Annotated in this window: 22 protein-coding genes; all 22 read left to right on the top strand. The window is 41.0% G+C overall.

Translation table 11 applies throughout. From position 1 onward, the window contains the following. The first annotated feature begins 12 nt into the window (after positions 1–12). The 22 genes from rpoC (at position 13) to rpsH (ending at position 15,831) form a co-directional block, all read left to right on the top strand. Positions 13–3,612, top strand: a complete 3,600-nt coding sequence (gene rpoC, locus CYJ36_RS22015) for a DNA-directed RNA polymerase subunit beta' (protein ID WP_101569384.1) — start codon at positions 13–15, stop codon at positions 3,610–3,612. A 126-nt stretch (positions 3,613–3,738) separates the two neighbouring features. Continuing rightward, positions 3,739–3,987: a 50S ribosomal protein L7ae-like protein gene (locus CYJ36_RS22010; RefSeq protein ID WP_101569383.1), complete on the top strand. Its 249-nt coding sequence runs from the start codon at positions 3,739–3,741 to the stop codon at positions 3,985–3,987. A 108-nt stretch (positions 3,988–4,095) separates the two neighbouring features. Continuing rightward, positions 4,096–4,518, top strand: a complete 423-nt coding sequence (gene rpsL, locus CYJ36_RS22005) for a 30S ribosomal protein S12 (RefSeq protein ID WP_101569382.1) — start codon at positions 4,096–4,098, stop codon at positions 4,516–4,518. A gap of 51 nt (positions 4,519–4,569) precedes the next feature. After that, entirely contained in the window at positions 4,570–5,040 is a 471-nt protein-coding gene (gene rpsG, locus CYJ36_RS22000; RefSeq protein WP_070875236.1) for a 30S ribosomal protein S7, read from the top strand. Between the two features lie 53 nt (positions 5,041–5,093). After that, positions 5,094–7,172, top strand: coding sequence for an elongation factor G (fusA, locus tag CYJ36_RS21995; protein ID WP_101569381.1), 2,079 nt, complete (start codon positions 5,094–5,096; stop codon positions 7,170–7,172). A 110-nt stretch (positions 7,173–7,282) separates the two neighbouring features. Next, positions 7,283–8,473, top strand: a complete 1,191-nt coding sequence (gene tuf / locus CYJ36_RS21990; protein WP_101569380.1) for an elongation factor Tu — start codon at positions 7,283–7,285, stop codon at positions 8,471–8,473. Between the two features lie 348 nt (positions 8,474–8,821). Beyond that, positions 8,822–9,130, top strand: a complete 309-nt coding sequence (gene rpsJ, locus CYJ36_RS21985) for a 30S ribosomal protein S10 (protein ID WP_029282834.1) — start codon at positions 8,822–8,824, stop codon at positions 9,128–9,130. 44 nt (positions 9,131–9,174) lie between these two features. Next, a complete protein-coding gene (gene rplC, locus CYJ36_RS21980; protein WP_101569379.1) occupies positions 9,175–9,801 on the top strand; it encodes a 50S ribosomal protein L3 in 627 nt (208 codons plus the stop codon). Between the two features lie 27 nt (positions 9,802–9,828). Continuing rightward, entirely contained in the window at positions 9,829–10,452 is a 624-nt protein-coding gene (gene rplD / locus CYJ36_RS21975) for a 50S ribosomal protein L4 (protein WP_101569378.1), read from the top strand. Beyond that, the gene (rplW, locus tag CYJ36_RS21970) at positions 10,452–10,739 is read left to right on the top strand and encodes a 50S ribosomal protein L23 (protein ID WP_101569377.1); all 288 of its coding nucleotides are present in this window, start codon (positions 10,452–10,454) and stop codon (positions 10,737–10,739) included. Before rplD ends, rplW begins: the two co-directional genes overlap by 1 nt. A gap of 29 nt (positions 10,740–10,768) precedes the next feature. Further along, positions 10,769–11,599, top strand: coding sequence for a 50S ribosomal protein L2 (gene rplB, locus CYJ36_RS21965; RefSeq protein WP_101569376.1), 831 nt, complete (start codon positions 10,769–10,771; stop codon positions 11,597–11,599). A gap of 57 nt (positions 11,600–11,656) precedes the next feature. Then, entirely contained in the window at positions 11,657–11,935 is a 279-nt protein-coding gene (rpsS, locus tag CYJ36_RS21960) for a 30S ribosomal protein S19 (RefSeq protein WP_029282824.1), read from the top strand. 17 nt (positions 11,936–11,952) lie between these two features. Continuing rightward, complete coding sequence (gene rplV / locus CYJ36_RS21955; protein ID WP_029282822.1) at positions 11,953–12,294, top strand: 50S ribosomal protein L22; 342 nt, start codon at positions 11,953–11,955, stop codon at positions 12,292–12,294. Between the two features lie 3 nt (positions 12,295–12,297). Next, positions 12,298–12,954, top strand: a complete 657-nt coding sequence (gene rpsC / locus CYJ36_RS21950) for a 30S ribosomal protein S3 (protein WP_101569375.1) — start codon at positions 12,298–12,300, stop codon at positions 12,952–12,954. A 2-nt stretch (positions 12,955–12,956) separates the two neighbouring features. Further along, positions 12,957–13,391: a 50S ribosomal protein L16 gene (gene rplP / locus CYJ36_RS21945; protein WP_070875228.1), complete on the top strand. Its 435-nt coding sequence runs from the start codon at positions 12,957–12,959 to the stop codon at positions 13,389–13,391. Then, a complete protein-coding gene (gene rpmC, locus CYJ36_RS21940; RefSeq protein WP_070875227.1) occupies positions 13,381–13,584 on the top strand; it encodes a 50S ribosomal protein L29 in 204 nt (67 codons plus the stop codon). Before rplP ends, rpmC begins: the two co-directional genes overlap by 11 nt. Before the next feature lie 20 nt (positions 13,585–13,604). Continuing rightward, positions 13,605–13,871 (top strand): 30S ribosomal protein S17, encoded by a 267-nt coding sequence (gene rpsQ, locus CYJ36_RS21935; protein WP_101569374.1) that lies wholly within the window; start codon positions 13,605–13,607, stop codon positions 13,869–13,871. A 38-nt stretch (positions 13,872–13,909) separates the two neighbouring features. Continuing rightward, on the top strand, positions 13,910–14,278 hold the full coding sequence (rplN, locus tag CYJ36_RS21930; protein WP_101569373.1) for a 50S ribosomal protein L14: 369 nt from the start codon (positions 13,910–13,912) through the stop codon (positions 14,276–14,278). A 39-nt stretch (positions 14,279–14,317) separates the two neighbouring features. Further along, complete coding sequence (gene rplX, locus CYJ36_RS21925; RefSeq protein ID WP_101569372.1) at positions 14,318–14,629, top strand: 50S ribosomal protein L24; 312 nt, start codon at positions 14,318–14,320, stop codon at positions 14,627–14,629. 24 nt (positions 14,630–14,653) lie between these two features. Next, positions 14,654–15,193 (top strand): 50S ribosomal protein L5, encoded by a 540-nt coding sequence (rplE, locus tag CYJ36_RS21920; protein ID WP_101569371.1) that lies wholly within the window; start codon positions 14,654–14,656, stop codon positions 15,191–15,193. A gap of 21 nt (positions 15,194–15,214) precedes the next feature. Further along, positions 15,215–15,400, top strand: a complete 186-nt coding sequence (gene rpsN / locus CYJ36_RS21915; protein WP_010285078.1) for a 30S ribosomal protein S14 — start codon at positions 15,215–15,217, stop codon at positions 15,398–15,400. A 32-nt stretch (positions 15,401–15,432) separates the two neighbouring features. Further along, positions 15,433–15,831, top strand: coding sequence for a 30S ribosomal protein S8 (rpsH, locus tag CYJ36_RS21910; RefSeq protein WP_101569370.1), 399 nt, complete (start codon positions 15,433–15,435; stop codon positions 15,829–15,831). Positions 15,832–15,843 lie beyond the last annotated feature (12 nt).

Raw genomic sequence — 15,843 nt, 5'->3', positions numbered from 1 at the left:
GAGGTAGGCCCCTTGCTAGATGTAAATAACTTTGAGTATATGAACATCGGTCTCGCTTCACCTGATAAAATTCGCTCGTGGTCATTCGGTGAAGTTAAGAAACCAGAAACAATTAACTATCGTACATTAAAACCAGAAAAAGACGGTTTGTTCTGTGAGCGCATTTTCGGTCCTACAAAAGACTGGGAATGCCATTGCGGAAAATATAAAAGAGTTCGCTACAAAGGTGTAGTCTGCGATCGCTGTGGAGTGGAAGTCACTCGTGCAAAAGTTCGCCGTGAGCGTATGGGGCATATTGAACTCGCTGCCCCTGTTTCACACATTTGGTATTTTAAAGGAATTCCAAGCCGTATGGGCTTAGTCCTTGATATGTCTCCGCGTGCATTAGAAGAAGTGATTTATTTCGCTTCTTACGTAGTTACTGAAACAGGTGACACACCGCTTGAGAAAAAACAATTGCTTTCTGAGAAGGAATACAGAGCATACCGTGATAAATACAGCTCAACATTCCAGGCTGCAATGGGTGCAGAAGCGATTAAAAAACTTCTTTCTGATATCGACTTGGACAAAGAGGTTGATCAGCTTAAAGAAGAGCTTAAAACTTCACAAGGTCAGCGCAGAACACGTGCAATCAAACGTTTAGAGGTTTTAGAGGCATTCCGTAATTCTGGAAATGAGCCATCTTGGATGATCCTTGATGTCCTTCCGGTTATCCCTCCTGAACTGCGCCCAATGGTGCAATTAGATGGCGGGCGTTTTGCCACATCTGACTTGAATGATTTGTATCGCCGTGTAATCAACCGCAACAACCGTTTAAAACGTCTTTTGGATCTTGGAGCTCCGAGCATCATCGTTCAAAACGAAAAACGCATGCTTCAGGAAGCTGTTGATGCATTGATCGATAATGGCCGCCGCGGCCGTCCTGTTACAGGACCTGGTAACCGTCCGCTTAAATCACTTTCACATATGCTGAAAGGGAAACAAGGGCGTTTCCGTCAAAACCTGCTTGGTAAACGTGTTGACTACTCAGGCCGTTCTGTTATCGTTGTTGGACCGAACCTGAAAATGTATCAATGCGGATTGCCGAAAGAAATGGCACTTGAATTATTCAAGCCGTTCGTAATGAAAGAACTGGTTGAAAAAGGTTTAGCTCATAACATTAAGAGTGCTAAGCGTAAAATAGAACGTGTATCACCAGAAGTCTGGGATGTATTAGAGTCTGTTATTCGCGAGCATCCGGTCTTATTAAACCGTGCGCCTACTCTTCACAGACTTGGAATTCAGGCATTTGAACCTACACTTGTAGAAGGCCGTGCTATCCGTCTTCATCCATTAGTATGTACAGCTTATAACGCTGACTTTGATGGTGACCAAATGGCTGTTCACGTACCTCTATCAGCTGAGGCTCAAGCTGAAGCACGTATTCTGATGCTTGCAGCTCAAAACATTCTAAATCCTAAAGATGGAAAGCCTGTTGTTACGCCTTCTCAGGATATGGTATTAGGTAACTACTACCTAACATTAGAGCGTGAAGATTCTGTCGGTGAAGGGATGATCTTCAAGGATACGAACGAAGCTTTGATTGCATATCAAAATGGATATGTTCATCTTCACTCTCGTATTGCTGTGCAAGCAAGTTCATTGCCGAATGAATCATTTACAGATGAACAGCGTAAGAAGCTGCTCGTAACGACAGTCGGTAAACTTATCTTTAACGAAATTTTACCGCCTTCATTCCCATACATGAACGAGCCGACAAAAAGCAATATTGAAGATGAGACACCGGAAAGATTCTTTATCGATGCTAGCGTGAATGTAAAAGAATACATTCAATCCCAAGAGATTATCCCTCCATTCAAAAAGGGTATCTTAGGAAAAATCATTGCTGAAATCTTTAAGAAGTTCCATATAACTGAAACATCTAAAATGCTAGACCGCATGAAAGATCTTGGATTCAGATATTCGACAAAAGCCGGTATTACAGTTGGCGTATCAGATATCATCGTATTACCTGAAAAACAAGAAATCTTAAAAGATGGTCAAGCGAAAGTTGATAACGTTCTGAAGCAATTCAAGCGCGGTCTAATCACTGAGGAAGAGCGCTATGAACGTGTTATCTCGATTTGGAGTGCATCTAAAGATGTTATCCAAGGCAAGCTGATGGCTTCTCTTGATAAACGCAATCCAATCTTCATGATGAGTGATTCCGGAGCCCGTGGTAATGCATCTAACTTTACGCAGCTTGCGGGTATGCGCGGTCTGATGGCCAACCCGGCTGGACGTATCATTGAACTTCCAATCAAATCAAGTTTCCGTGAAGGCTTAACTGTATTAGAGTACTTTATCTCGACACATGGTGCTCGTAAAGGTCTTGCTGATACAGCTCTTAAAACAGCTGACTCTGGTTACTTAACAAGACGTCTTGTTGATGTTGCACAGGATGTTATCATTCGTGATGAAGACTGCGGAACAGACCGAGGCATCTTAACAAAGTCAATTAAAGAAGGCACTGAAGTAATCGAGCATTTAGAAGAACGTTTAATTGGACGTCATGCACGCAAAACAATTAAACATCCGGAGACTGGCAAAGTCATCGTTTCTGAAAATGATCTCATTACAGAAGACCTTGCTTTAGCGATTGTTGAAACAGGTATTGAAGAAGTATGGATCCGTTCTGCATTTACATGTAACACTCGTCATGGTGTATGTAAAAAATGCTACGGACGCAACTTGGCTACAGGAACTGAGGTTGAAGTTGGAGAAGCAGTTGGTATTATCGCTGCTCAATCTATCGGAGAACCAGGAACACAGCTTACAATGCGTACGTTCCATACAGGCGGTGTTGCCGGAGACGATATCACACAAGGTTTACCTCGTATTCAAGAGCTGTTTGAAGCGAGAAATCCTAAAGGTCAAGCAACGATTTCTGAAATCGATGGTGTGGTAGTTGAGATTAATGAAGTGCGTGACAGACAACAAGAAATCGTCATTAAAGGCGATGTTGAAACACGTTCTTACACAGCTGCTTATAACGCTAGACTTAAAGTGGTTGAAGGCGATAAAATCAAGCATGGTCAAGAGCTTACAGAAGGATCAATTGATCCTAAGGAATTGCTGAAAGTAACAGACATCACATCAGTCCAAGAATATTTGCTTCGTGAAGTTCAAAAAGTATACCGTATGCAAGGGGTAGAAATTGGAGATAAACACGTTGAAGTAATGGTTCGCCAAATGCTTCGCAAAGTAAGAGTGATGGATGCTGGAGATACTGATGTGCTTCCAGGAACATTGCTTGATGTACACCAATTTACGGATGCCAACAAAAAAGTATTGCTTGATGGCAAGCGCCCTGCAACAGGACGTCCGATCCTACTTGGTATTACAAAAGCTTCACTTGAAACAGACTCATTCTTATCTGCTGCATCATTCCAAGAAACAACTCGTGTCTTAACGGATGCTGCAATCAAAGGTAAACGTGATGAACTGTTAGGCTTAAAAGAAAATGTTATCATCGGTAAGTTAGTCCCTGCCGGTACGGGAATGCAGCGCTACAGACGCGTTAACCCAATTCCGCGCATACAGCCAGAGGATGAAACTGTAACTGTAGATTAACTAACAAAAAAAGAGATGGACGATGCTAGAAAAATGTTTCATTGATCTAGTTGACATCCATCTCTTCCGATGTTAGTATATTCTAGGTGCTTAATTAAAACCTGTTGCTTTGGAGGATATATTCATATGTCTTATGAAAAAGTATCTCAGGCTCATAAAATTATTGTTGGTACAAAGCAAACTGTTAAAGCGCTCAAACAAGATCAGGTAAAGGAACTGGTCATTGCTGAAGATGCAGATTCAAGAATCATAAAAATGATCATCGAACTTGCCACCCAGCAAAACGTACCTTTTACACTGGTTGATTCTATGAAGAAGCTTGGTAAAGCTTGTGGAATAGAAGTTGGAGCAGTAACTGTTGCGATTATCAATTAAAACCGTTTTTGCCAAGGGTTTTAAACTCTCTGCAAAAACTTTGTTTTTGCCCAAATATGAACCACCTGGATGTGTGGGATTAAACTTTTAGAAGGGAGGACACATAACATGCCTACTATTAACCAATTAATTCGCAAGGGACGCGTAAGCAAAGTTGAGAAATCAACTTCACCTGCGTTAAACAAAGGTTACAACAGCTTCAAAAAAGAGCACACTAACACTTCATCTCCACAAAAACGCGGAGTTTGTACTCGTGTTGGTACAATGACACCGAAGAAACCGAACTCGGCTCTTCGTAAATATGCTCGTGTTCGTTTAACTAACGGAATTGAGGTAACTGCCTACATTCCTGGTATCGGACACAACCTGCAAGAGCATAGCGTTGTATTAATCCGCGGCGGACGTGTGAAAGATTTACCGGGTGTACGTTACCACATCGTGCGCGGTGCATTAGACACTGCTGGTGTTGACAAACGTATGCAAGGCCGTTCTAAATACGGTACAAAACGCCCAAAAGCACCAAAAAAATAATGCCTTAAGTATATAAAAGCTTAAGATTATAGCATGAAGGGAGGAAATAACATGCCACGTAAAGGTCCTGTTACAAAAAGAGACGTATTACCAGATCCACTTTACAACTCAAAGCTTGTTACTCGTCTAATCAATAGAATTATGGTTGACGGTAAGAGAGGTAAAGCACAAACTATTCTTTACACTGCTTTTGACTTAGTTAAAGAGCGTTCAGGTAAAGAAGCAATCGAAGTGTTTGAACAAGCACTTAAAAACATCATGCCAGTTCTTGAGGTAAGAGCTCGTCGTGTTGGTGGTGCAAACTATCAAGTACCTGTTGAAGTTCGCCCTGACCGCCGTACTACTCTTGGTCTTCGCTGGTTAGTAAACTACGCTCGTCTTCGCGGTGAAAAAACAATGGAAGAGCGTTTAGCTAACGAGATTCTTGATGCAGCTAACAACACTGGCTCATCAGTTAAGAAACGTGAAGATACACACAAAATGGCTGAAGCTAACAAAGCATTTGCTCACTACCGCTGGTAGGATTCAAACCATAAAATATACTAATCCTTATAATAGGAAGGAGAAAAACCCAAATGGCAAGAGAGTTCTCCTTAGACAAAACTCGTAATATCGGCATCATGGCTCACATTGATGCCGGTAAAACGACTACTACTGAACGTGTATTATTCTACACTGGACGTATCCATAAAATTGGTGAAACACATGAAGGTGCTTCTCAAATGGACTGGATGGAGCAAGAGCAAGAACGTGGTATCACTATCACTTCTGCTGCTACAACTGCTCAGTGGAAGGGTCATCGCGTAAACATCATCGATACACCAGGACACGTAGACTTCACAGTTGAAGTTGAACGTTCATTGCGTGTACTTGATGGTGCGGTAGCAGTACTTGATGCACAATCAGGTGTTGAGCCACAAACTGAAACAGTATGGCGCCAGGCAACAACTTACGGAGTACCGCGTGTTGTATTCGTTAATAAAATGGATAAAATCGGTGCGGATTTCTTATACTCTGTAAAAACAATGCATGACCGTCTTGAAGCAAACGCTCATCCTATCCAGCTTCCAATTGGTGCTGAAGATGAGTTTGTAGGTATTATCGATTTAGTAGAGAATGTGGCATACATCTACGAAGATGACCTGGGAACTCGTTCAGAAGCTATGGAAATTCCTGATGAGTATAAAGAACTTGCAGAAGAGTGGCGCGGAAAGCTTGTAGAAGCTGTAGCGGAACTTGATGAAGAACTTATGATGAAATACCTTGAGGGAGAAGAGCTTACAATTGAAGAATTGAAAGCTGCTATCCGTAAAGGTACTGTAAATGTAGAGTTCTACCCAGTTATCTGCGGTTCTGCATTTAAAAACAAAGGTGTACAGTTAATGCTAGACGCTGTTCTAGAATACCTGCCATCACCACTAGATGTACCAGCAATCAAAGGTACATTGCCTGACAGTGAGGATGAAGTCGTTCGTGAATCTAGTGATGAGGGTCCATTCTCAGCACTTGCATTTAAAGTTATGACAGATCCTTACGTTGGTAAATTAACATTCTTCCGTGTGTATTCAGGTGTTCTTAACTCTGGATCATACGTGCAGAACTCTACGAAAGGCAAGCGTGAACGCGTAGGTCGTATCCTGCAAATGCATGCTAACTCTCGTGAGGAAATTTCAACAGTATATGCTGGAGATATCGCTGCTGCAGTAGGTCTTAAAGATACTACTACTGGTGACACTCTATGTGATGAAAAGAACCTTGTTATCTTGGAATCAATGAATTTCCCAGAGCCTGTTATCTCACTTTCTGTTGAACCAAAATCTAAAGCTGACCAAGACAAAATGTCTACAGCTTTAACAAAGCTTTCTGAAGAAGATCCAACTTTCAAAGCTCACACTGACACTGAAACGGGTCAAACGATCATCTCTGGTATGGGTGAACTTCACCTTGACATCATTGTTGACCGTATGAGACGTGAATTTAAAGTTGAAGCTAACGTTGGTGCTCCTCAGGTTGCATATCGTGAAACTTTCCGTGGCTCTGCTAAAGTTGAAGGTAAATTCGCACGTCAATCTGGTGGACGCGGTCAGTTCGGACACGTTTGGGTAGAATTCGAACCAAACGAAGAAGGAAAAGGCTTTGAGTTCCAAAATAAAGTAGTTGGTGGTACAGTGCCGCGTGAATACGTGCCTGCTGTTGCAGCTGGTCTAGAAGACTCTATGAAAAATGGTGTCCTAGCTGGTTATCCGCTAATCGATGTAAAAGCAACATTAGTTGATGGATCTTACCATGATGTTGACTCCAGTGAAATGGCGTTTAAAATTGCTGCATCTATGGCTCTTAAAAACGCTGTATCTAAGTGTAACCCTGTTATCCTTGAGCCTGTTATGAAGGTTGAAGTAGTAATCCCTGATGAGTACATGGGAGATATCATGGGCGACATCACATCTCGTCGCGGACGAGTTGAAGGTATGGAAGCTCGCGGAAATGCTCAAGTTGTTCGTGCGATGGTACCACTTTCTGAAATGTTTGGTTATGCAACTGCGTTGCGCTCAAACACACAAGGACGCGGAACTTTCTCAATGCATTTTGATCATTACGAAGAAGTTCCAAAATCAATTTCTGAAGAAATTATCAAAAAAAATAAAGGTGAATAATTGATTTTCACCAATTATTGAAGTATAACTACTTATGTATGCATAGAAAGTGACTAGTCTCACTTTCTATAATCTATATAACTAATTATGACTCTAAGGAGGAATTTAGAATGGGTAAAGAAAAATTCGACCGTTCCAAAACGCATGCCAATATCGGTACAATTGGACACGTTGACCACGGTAAAACAACTTTAACAGCTGCAATTACAACTGTACTTGCTAAACGTAGCGGTAAAGGTGCTGCAATGGCATATGACATGATCGATGCTGCTCCAGAAGAGCGCGAGCGCGGAATCACAATCTCAACAGCACACGTTGAGTATGAAACTGAAACTCGTCACTATGCACACGTTGACTGCCCAGGACATGCTGACTATGTTAAAAACATGATCACTGGTGCTGCTCAAATGGACGGCGGAATCCTAGTTGTTTCTGCTTCTGATGGCCCAATGCCACAAACTCGTGAGCACATCCTTCTTTCTCGTCAAGTAGGTGTACCTTACCTAGTTGTATTCATGAACAAATGTGATATGGTTGACGACGAAGAGTTACTTGAATTAGTTGAAATGGAAATTCGTGATCTTCTTTCTGAATATGATTTCCCTGGTGACGATATTCCTGTAATCAAAGGTTCTGCACTTCGCGCTCTTGAAGGCGATGCTGATTACGAAGAAAAAATCGTTGAACTTATGAACGCTGTTGACGAGTATATCCCAACTCCAACACGTGACACTGAAAAACCATTCATGATGCCAGTTGAGGATGTATTCTCAATCACTGGCCGTGGAACAGTTGCTACAGGTCGTGTAGAACGCGGACAAGTTAAAATTGGTGACGTTATCGACATCATCGGTTTCACTGAAGAGCCAAAATCTACAACTGTAACTGGTGTTGAAATGTTCCGTAAGCTTCTTGACTATGCAGAAGCTGGAGATAACATTGGTGCACTTCTTCGTGGGGTTTCTCGTGAAGATATCCAACGTGGACAAGTTCTTGCTAAGCCAAAAACAATCACTCCACACACTAAATTTAAATCAGAAGTTTACGTTCTTTCAAAAGAAGAGGGTGGCCGTCATACTCCATTCTTCTCTAACTACCGCCCACAGTTCTACTTCCGTACAACGGATGTAACTGGTATCATTCAACTTCCTGAAGGCGTTGAAATGGTAATGCCTGGCGATAACATCGAAATGACTGTTGAACTTATCGCTCCAATCGCGATTGAAGAAGGTACTAAATTCTCAATCCGTGAAGGCGGACGTACAGTAGGCGCTGGTGTCGTAGCTACGATCACTGAGTAATTCTACTTTAAAAAGCTGAGCTCTATGCTCAGCTTTTTTTGTTGTGAAAAATCTCTTCTATATAATAATAAAATCTTCAAGGATAAAAATTCATAAATTATTTTCCAGCTGCAGATCTGCTTGATTATGAGCATTGAAGTATGTATAATTGAAAAAGTGCGCTAGAAAAGGAAATATAATTTTCTTCTTGCATTGAACACGAAATTTCTATATAATAGACAATGTTGGTCTTTGACTGCGATGAAGTAGGAGGTTGCCGATACACACGGCCGCTTTGCCATGGCGAGTGTGCGGAAAATTTCTACGGAGAAAGTCTATTTTAAAAGTAGGCGAAAAGGAGGGAAAATAATGGCAAAACAAAAAATTCGTATTCGTTTAAAAGCATATGATCACAGAATTCTTGATCAATCTGCTGAAAAGATCGTTGAAACAGCAAAACGTTCTGGTGCTAACGTTTCTGGTCCGATCCCATTACCAACTGAAAAATCGATTTATACGATTCTTCGTGCGGTACACAAATACAAAGATTCTCGTGAGCAATTTGAAATGCGCACGCACAAACGCTTAATCGATATCATTAATCCAACACCACAAACTGTTGATGCATTAATGCGATTAGACTTACCGTCAGGCGTTGACATTGAAATCAAACTTTAATTTCAAAAATAGATCTTAAAAGACAATTATAGGAGGTGTGACTAATGACCAAAGGAATCTTAGGTAAAAAAATCGGTATGACTCAAGTATTTACGGAAAAGGGTGACCTTATCCCCGTAACAGTAATTGAGGCTACTGGAAACGTTGTTCTTCAATTGAAAACTGTTGAAAGTGACGGCTATGAAGCTGTTCAAGTTGGTTTCTCAGACAAACGCGAAAAACTTTCTAACAAACCTGCAAAAGGACACGTTGCAAAAGCTAATACTGCACCTAAGCGCTTCGTAAGGGAATTCCGCGGAGATGCTGGTGAGTATGAAGTTGGTCAGGAAGTCAAAGTTGATATTTTCACTGCTGGAGATACAGTAGATGTAACAGGTATTTCGAAAGGTAAAGGTTTCCAAGGCTCTATCAAACGCCATAACCAATCTCGCGGACCAATGTCACATGGTTCACGTTACCACCGTCGCCCAGGTTCAATGGGTCCTGTTGCTCCAAACCGTGTATTCAAAAACAAACTTTTACCAGGACGTATGGGCGGAGAGCGCATTACTGTTCAAAACCTTGAAATCATTAAAGTTGACGTTGAACGTAACTTGCTATTGATCAAAGGTAACGTACCAGGTCCTAAAAAAGCACTTATTACTGTTAAAAAAGCAGTAAAATCTAATTAATTTTCATAAGAAAGGAGGAATTCGATAATGCCGAAAGTAGCATTATTAAACCAAGGCGGATCAAACGTTGGAGAAATCGAACTGAATGATTCTGTTTTTGGTATCGAACCTAATCAGCACGTTTTATTCGAAGCGGTTATCATGCAAAGAGCTTCCTTGCGTCAAGGAAACCATAAAGTAAAAAATCGTTCAGAAGTTAGAGGCGGCGGCCGCAAGCCTTGGAAGCAAAAAGGTACTGGTCGTGCTCGTCAAGGATCTATCCGTTCTCCACAATGGCGCGGCGGTGGTATCGTATTCGGTCCAACACCACGCAGCTATTCTTACAAATTACCAAAAAAAGTTCGCCGTTTAGCGATCAAATCAGCTTTATCATCTAAAGTACAAGAAAATAACGTATTAGTATTAGAAGACTTACTAATGAATGCTCCAAAAACAAAAGAAATGACTTCTATTCTAGCTGGTCTTTCTGTTGAGAAAAAAGCATTGATCGTTACAGCTGATGTTAACGAAACTGTTACATTATCTGCACGTAACATCCCTGGCATTACAGTTCTTACAGCTAATTCTATTAACGTTTTAGATGTACTTAACCATGAGAAGCTTGTCATCACGAAAGCAGCGGTGGAAAAAGTAGAGGAGGTGCTTGCATAATGAAAGATCCTCGTGATATTATTAAGCGCCCCGTAATCACTGAACTTTCAACTGACTTAATGACTGAAAAAAAATACACGTTTGAAGTGGACGTTAAAGCTAACAAAACTCAAGTGAAAGATGCTATTGAAGCAATCTTTGGCGTAAAAGTAGAAAAAGTTAACGTACTTAACTACAAAGGTAAATACAAACGTGTAGGACGTTATTCAGGTCTTACTAATAAACGTAAAAAAGCAGTTGTGAAATTAACTGCTGACAGCAAAGAAATCGAATTATTCGAAGTCTAATATATTATTTAAGATAGGAGGGAAACGAGATGGCGATTAAAAAGTACAAACCAACCTCAAATGGTCGTCGCGGCATGACGGTTTCTGATTTCGCTGAAATCACAACGAATAAACCAGAAAAGTCATTACTTGCGCCTGTTCACAGAAAAGGCGGTCGTAACAACCAAGGTAAAATTACTGTACGTCATCAAGGCGGCGGTCACAAACGTCAATACCGTATTATCGACTTTAAACGCGATAAAGATGGTATACCAGGACGCGTTGCTACAATTGAGTATGATCCGAACCGTTCTGCAAACATTGCACTTATCAATTATGCAGATGGTGAGAAAAGATATATCCTTGCTCCAAAAAACCTAGAAGTAGGTTTACAAGTTGTTTCTGGACCTGAGGCTGATATTAAAGTAGGAAATGCACTTCCACTTCAAAACATTCCAGTAGGTACAGTTATTCACAACATCGAATTAAAACCTGGAAAAGGCGGACAATTAGTACGTTCTGCTGGTACTTCTGCACAAGTACTTGGTAAAGAAGGCAAATACGTATTAGTTCGTTTAACTTCTGGTGAAGTTCGTATGATCCTTGCTACTTGCCGCGCAACAGTTGGTCAAGTAGGAAATGAACAGCATGAACTTATCAACATTGGTAAAGCTGGACGTTCACGCTGGTTAGGCATCAGACCTACAGTTCGTGGTTCTGTAATGAACCCTAACGATCACCCGCATGGTGGTGGTGAAGGTCGTGCTCCAATCGGACGTAAGTCTCCAATGACTCCTTGGGGTAAACCAACTCTTGGTTACAAAACTCGCAAGAAATCCAATAAGTCCGATAAATTCATCGTACGTCGTCGTAAAAAATAACGTGATAGTTCTACGGTTCGAAGGAACCGTAGCGCAATCGCGAAGGGAGGTACAAGTATGGGCCGTAGCTTGAAAAAAGGACCATTCGTAGATGAGCATTTATTCAAAAAGGTTGAAAAGTTAAACGAGTCAGAGAAAAAACAAGTGATCAAAACTTGGTCTCGCCGTTCTACTATCTTCCCACAATTCATCGGTCAAACGATCGCAGTATATGATGGTCGCAAACATGTTCCTGTATACGTAACTGAAGATATGGTTGGACACAAACTCGGTGAGTTTGCACCTACACGCACGTATAAAGGTCATGCTGCTGACGACAAAAAAACAAGACGTTAATGAGAGGAGGCTTTTAAATGCAAGCTAAAGCCGTTGCAAGAACAGTACGTATTGCTCCTCGTAAAGCTCGTTTAGTAATTGATCTTATCCGAGGAAAGCAAATAGGTGAAGCGGTAGCGATTCTTCGTCACACACCGAAAACTGCTTCTCCAATTATTGAAAAAGTTCTAAAATCTGCTGTGGCAAATGCAGAGCACAACTATGAAATGGACATTAACAACTTGGTTGTAACTGAAGCTTATGTAGGCGAAGGTCCAACTCTAAAACGTTTCCGTCCACGCGCAATGGGCCGTGCTAGTGCAATCAACAAACGCACAAGCCACATTACAATCGTTGTATCAGAAAAGAAGGAGGGATAATCCGTGGGTCAAAAGGTAAATCCAGTCGGTCTTCGCATTGGTGTCATTCGTGATTGGGAATCTAAGTGGTTCGCTGGTAAAGATTATGCTAATCTTTTACACGAAGACATTAAAGTTCGTGAATATATCAACCAACGTTTAAGCGACGCTTCTGTTTCTAAGATTGAAATCGAACGTGCTGCTAATCGTGTGAATGTAACAGTACACACTGCTAAACCAGGCATGGTTATCGGTAAAGGCGGTACAGAAGTGGAAGCACTTCGTAAAGCTCTTAATCAATTAACTGGCAAGCGTGTACACATCAACATCCTTGAAATTAAAAGAGCTGATTTAGATGCTAAATTAGTTGCTGAAAATATTGCTCGTCAATTAGAAAACCGTATTTCTTTCCGTCGTGCTCAAAAACAAACAATTCAACGTGCTATGCGCGCTGGTGCACAAGGAATTAAAACAATGGTATCTGGTCGTCTTGGCGGTGCTGATATCGCTCGTTCTGAACATTACAGTGAAGGAACTGTTCCACTTCACACTCTTCGTGCTGATATTGACTATGGTACAGCTGAAGCTGACACTACTTATGGTAAATTAGGCGTAAAAGTTTGGATCTATCGTGGAGAGGTTCTTCCTACTAAGAAGAAAAAAGAGGAAGGAGGAAAATAATTATGTTGTTGCCAAAACGCGTTAAGTATCGCAGAGAGCACCGTGGAAAAATGCGCGGTCGTGCTAAAGGCGGTACAGAAGTTCACTTCGGTGAGTTCGGTATTCAAGCTTTAGAAGCTTCATGGATCACAAATCGTCAAATCGAGGCAGCTCGTATTGCGATGACTCGTTACATGAAACGTGGCGGTAAAGTCTGGATCAAAATTTTCCCTTCTAAGCCATACACGGCTAAACCTCTAGAGGTACGTATGGGATCCGGTAAAGGTGCTCCAGAAGGCTGGGTAGCAGTAGTTAAACCGGGTAAAGTTTTGTTTGAGATTGCTGGTGTTTCTGAAGAAGTAGCACGCGAAGCATTGCGTCTTGCATCTCACAAATTACCTATCAAAACAAAATTCGTGAAACGCGAGGAAATTGGTGGTGAATCAAATGAGAGCTAATGATATTCGTGATCTTACCACTGCAGAAATTGAACAAAAAGTAAAATCACTTAAAGAAGAGTTGTTCAACTTGCGCTTCCAATTAGCGACAGGACAACTTGAAAACACTGCTCGCATTCGTGAAGTTCGTAAATCGATCGCTCGTATGAAAACTGTGATCACTGAAAGAGAGATCGCTGCAAATAATCGATAATCCTGAGAGGAGGTTGCAGAATGAGTGAACGCAACAACCAGCGCAAAGTCTACACTGGACGTGTAGTTTCTGATAAAATGGATAAAACGATCACTGTTCTTGTCGAAACATATAAAAAGCATTCGCTTTATGGCAAGCGTGTAAAATACTCCAAAAAGTTTAAAGCTCATGATGAGAACAACCAAGCTAAAGTTGGCGATGTAGTGAAAGTCATGGAAACTCGCCCTTTATCAGCTACTAAACGTTTCCGTCTAGTTGAAATTGTTGAAGAAGCTGTTATTATCTAATATTGTTCGGATATTATTTCCGAAGGGAGGTAACGTAAATGATTCAACAAGAATCCCGTTTAAAAGTTGCTGACAATTCTGGTGCCCGTGAAGTACTTACAATTAAAGTTCTTGGCGGATCTGGACGTAAGACTGCTAGTATTGGTGATGTAATTGTTTGCACGGTCAAACAAGCAACACCAGGAGGCGTTGTTAAAAAAGGTGACGTTGTTAAAGCAGTTATCGTTCGCACGAAGAGTGGTGCACGCCGTCAAGACGGATCTTATATCCGCTTTGATGAAAACGCATGTGTAATCATTAAAGATGACAAGAGCCCTCGTGGAACTCGTATCTTTGGACCTGTTGCACGTGAATTGCGTGAAAACAACTTTATGAAAATTGTTTCTCTTGCTCCAGAAGTTATATAAATCAAAAATAGACAGCCTTACTAAGGAGGTGCGACTGGGATGCATGTAAAAAAAGGTGATAAGGTAATGGTTATCTCTGGTAAGGATAAAGGCAAACAAGGCGTTGTTCTTGCAGCTTTTCCTAAGAAAGACCGAGTACTTGTTGAAGGTATTAACATCATGAAAAAACATTCAAAACCTTCTCAAGCAAATCCTCAAGGCGGAATTATAAGCCAAGAGGCACCTATCCATGTATCAAATGTTATGCCACTAGATCCTAAATCTGGTGAACCAACTCGTGTTGGATTCAAAGTGGTTGATGGCAAAAAGGTACGTGTTGCAACAAAATCTGGTGAAACTTTAGATAAATAGTAAATAAGGAAGGGAGGTCATCTCATGAACCGCCTTAAAGAAAAGTATCAAAAAGAAATTACACCTGCTTTAATGAGCAAGTTCAACTATAAATCAGTTATGCAAGTTCCAAAGCTTGAGAAGATCGTAATCAACATGGGTGTTGGTGACGCAGTATCTAACTCTAAAGCTCTTGACACAGCTGTTGAAGAGTTAACAACTATCTCAGGTCAAAAGCCGGTTATCACTAAAGCTAAAAAATCAATTGCAGGATTCCGTCTGCGTGAAGGTATGCCTATCGGTGCGAAAGTTACTCTTCGCGGCGAGCGTATGTACGAATTCTTTGATAAGTTAGTTTCTGTTTCATTACCACGTGTACGTGACTTCCGCGGTATTTCTAAAAAGTCTTTTGACGGACGCGGCAACTACACACTAGGTGTTAAAGAACAACTAATCTTCCCTGAAATTGATTATGATAAAGTATCAAAAGTTCGTGGTATGGACATCGTTATCGTTACAACTGCTAACACTGACGAAGAATCTCGTGAGTTACTAACTCAGTTCGGTATGCCATTCCAAAAATAATCGAAATAGGGAGGCGAAAACGTGGCTAAAAAGTCAATGATTGCGAAACAAAAACGCACTCAAAAGTTTAAAGTACAAGAGTACACACGTTGCGAACGCTGTGGTCGTCCACATTCAGTTCTTCGTAAATTTAAACTTTGCCGTATTTGTTTCCGTGAACTCGCATATAAAGGTCAAATTCCAGGCGTTAAAAAAGCTAGCTGGTAATACCCCATAATCGGGAAGGAGGTAATTTTGATATGGTAATGACAGATCCAATTGCAGATATGCTTACTCGTATTCGTAACGCGAATATGGTTCGTCATGAAAAATTAGAAATTCCTGCATCTAAAGCGAAAAAAGAAATCGCTGAAATTCTTAAGCGTGAAGGTTTCGTACGTGATGTTGAATATGTAGAAGATAACAAACAAGGTATCATTCGTATTTTCTTGAAATACGGATCAAACAACGAACGTGTTATCACTGGTTTGAAACGTATCAGTAAACCAGGATTACGCGTATACGCTAAAGCTAACGAAGTACCACGTGTACTAAACGGTTTAGGAATTGCAATCGTATCTACTTCTCAAGGTGTTATAACTGACAAAGAAGCTCGTGCGAAGCAAGCTGGCGGAGAAGTTCTAGCATACGTTTGGTAAGAAGCTGAAATA

This window comes from Bacillus sp. UMB0893 (assembly GCF_002858905.1).
GTDB lineage: Bacteria > Bacillota > Bacilli > Bacillales > Bacillaceae > Bacillus_P.
This window is presented reverse-complemented; position numbering and strand designations above follow the sequence as displayed.

Excerpts from the sequence above, each read along its gene's own strand:
- rplD (WP_101569378.1), top strand. The coding sequence starts at position 9,829 with ATGCCGAAAGTAGCATTATTAAACCAAGGCGGATCAAACGTTGGAGAA.
- rplV (WP_029282822.1), top strand. The coding sequence starts at position 11,953 with ATGCAAGCTAAAGCCGTTGCAAGAACAGTACGTATTGCTCCTCGTAAA.
- rplB (WP_101569376.1), top strand. The coding sequence starts at position 10,769 with ATGGCGATTAAAAAGTACAAACCAACCTCAAATGGTCGTCGCGGCATG.
- rpmC (WP_070875227.1), top strand. The coding sequence starts at position 13,381 with ATGAGAGCTAATGATATTCGTGATCTTACCACTGCAGAAATTGAACAA.
- rplN (WP_101569373.1), top strand. The coding sequence starts at position 13,910 with ATGATTCAACAAGAATCCCGTTTAAAAGTTGCTGACAATTCTGGTGCC.
- rpsJ (WP_029282834.1), top strand. The coding sequence starts at position 8,822 with ATGGCAAAACAAAAAATTCGTATTCGTTTAAAAGCATATGATCACAGA.
- CYJ36_RS22010 (WP_101569383.1), top strand. The coding sequence starts at position 3,739 with ATGTCTTATGAAAAAGTATCTCAGGCTCATAAAATTATTGTTGGTACA.
- rplC (WP_101569379.1), top strand. The coding sequence starts at position 9,175 with ATGACCAAAGGAATCTTAGGTAAAAAAATCGGTATGACTCAAGTATTT.
- rplP (WP_070875228.1), top strand. The coding sequence starts at position 12,957 with ATGTTGTTGCCAAAACGCGTTAAGTATCGCAGAGAGCACCGTGGAAAA.
- rpsS (WP_029282824.1), top strand. The coding sequence starts at position 11,657 with ATGGGCCGTAGCTTGAAAAAAGGACCATTCGTAGATGAGCATTTATTC.
- rpsG (WP_070875236.1), top strand. The coding sequence starts at position 4,570 with ATGCCACGTAAAGGTCCTGTTACAAAAAGAGACGTATTACCAGATCCA.
- rpsL (WP_101569382.1), top strand. The coding sequence starts at position 4,096 with ATGCCTACTATTAACCAATTAATTCGCAAGGGACGCGTAAGCAAAGTT.
- rplW (WP_101569377.1), top strand. The coding sequence starts at position 10,452 with ATGAAAGATCCTCGTGATATTATTAAGCGCCCCGTAATCACTGAACTT.
- rplX (WP_101569372.1), top strand. The coding sequence starts at position 14,318 with ATGCATGTAAAAAAAGGTGATAAGGTAATGGTTATCTCTGGTAAGGAT.
- tuf (WP_101569380.1), top strand. The coding sequence starts at position 7,283 with ATGGGTAAAGAAAAATTCGACCGTTCCAAAACGCATGCCAATATCGGT.
- rplE (WP_101569371.1), top strand. The coding sequence starts at position 14,654 with ATGAACCGCCTTAAAGAAAAGTATCAAAAAGAAATTACACCTGCTTTA.
- rpsH (WP_101569370.1), top strand. The coding sequence starts at position 15,433 with ATGGTAATGACAGATCCAATTGCAGATATGCTTACTCGTATTCGTAAC.
- rpsQ (WP_101569374.1), top strand. The coding sequence starts at position 13,605 with ATGAGTGAACGCAACAACCAGCGCAAAGTCTACACTGGACGTGTAGTT.
- fusA (WP_101569381.1), top strand. The coding sequence starts at position 5,094 with ATGGCAAGAGAGTTCTCCTTAGACAAAACTCGTAATATCGGCATCATG.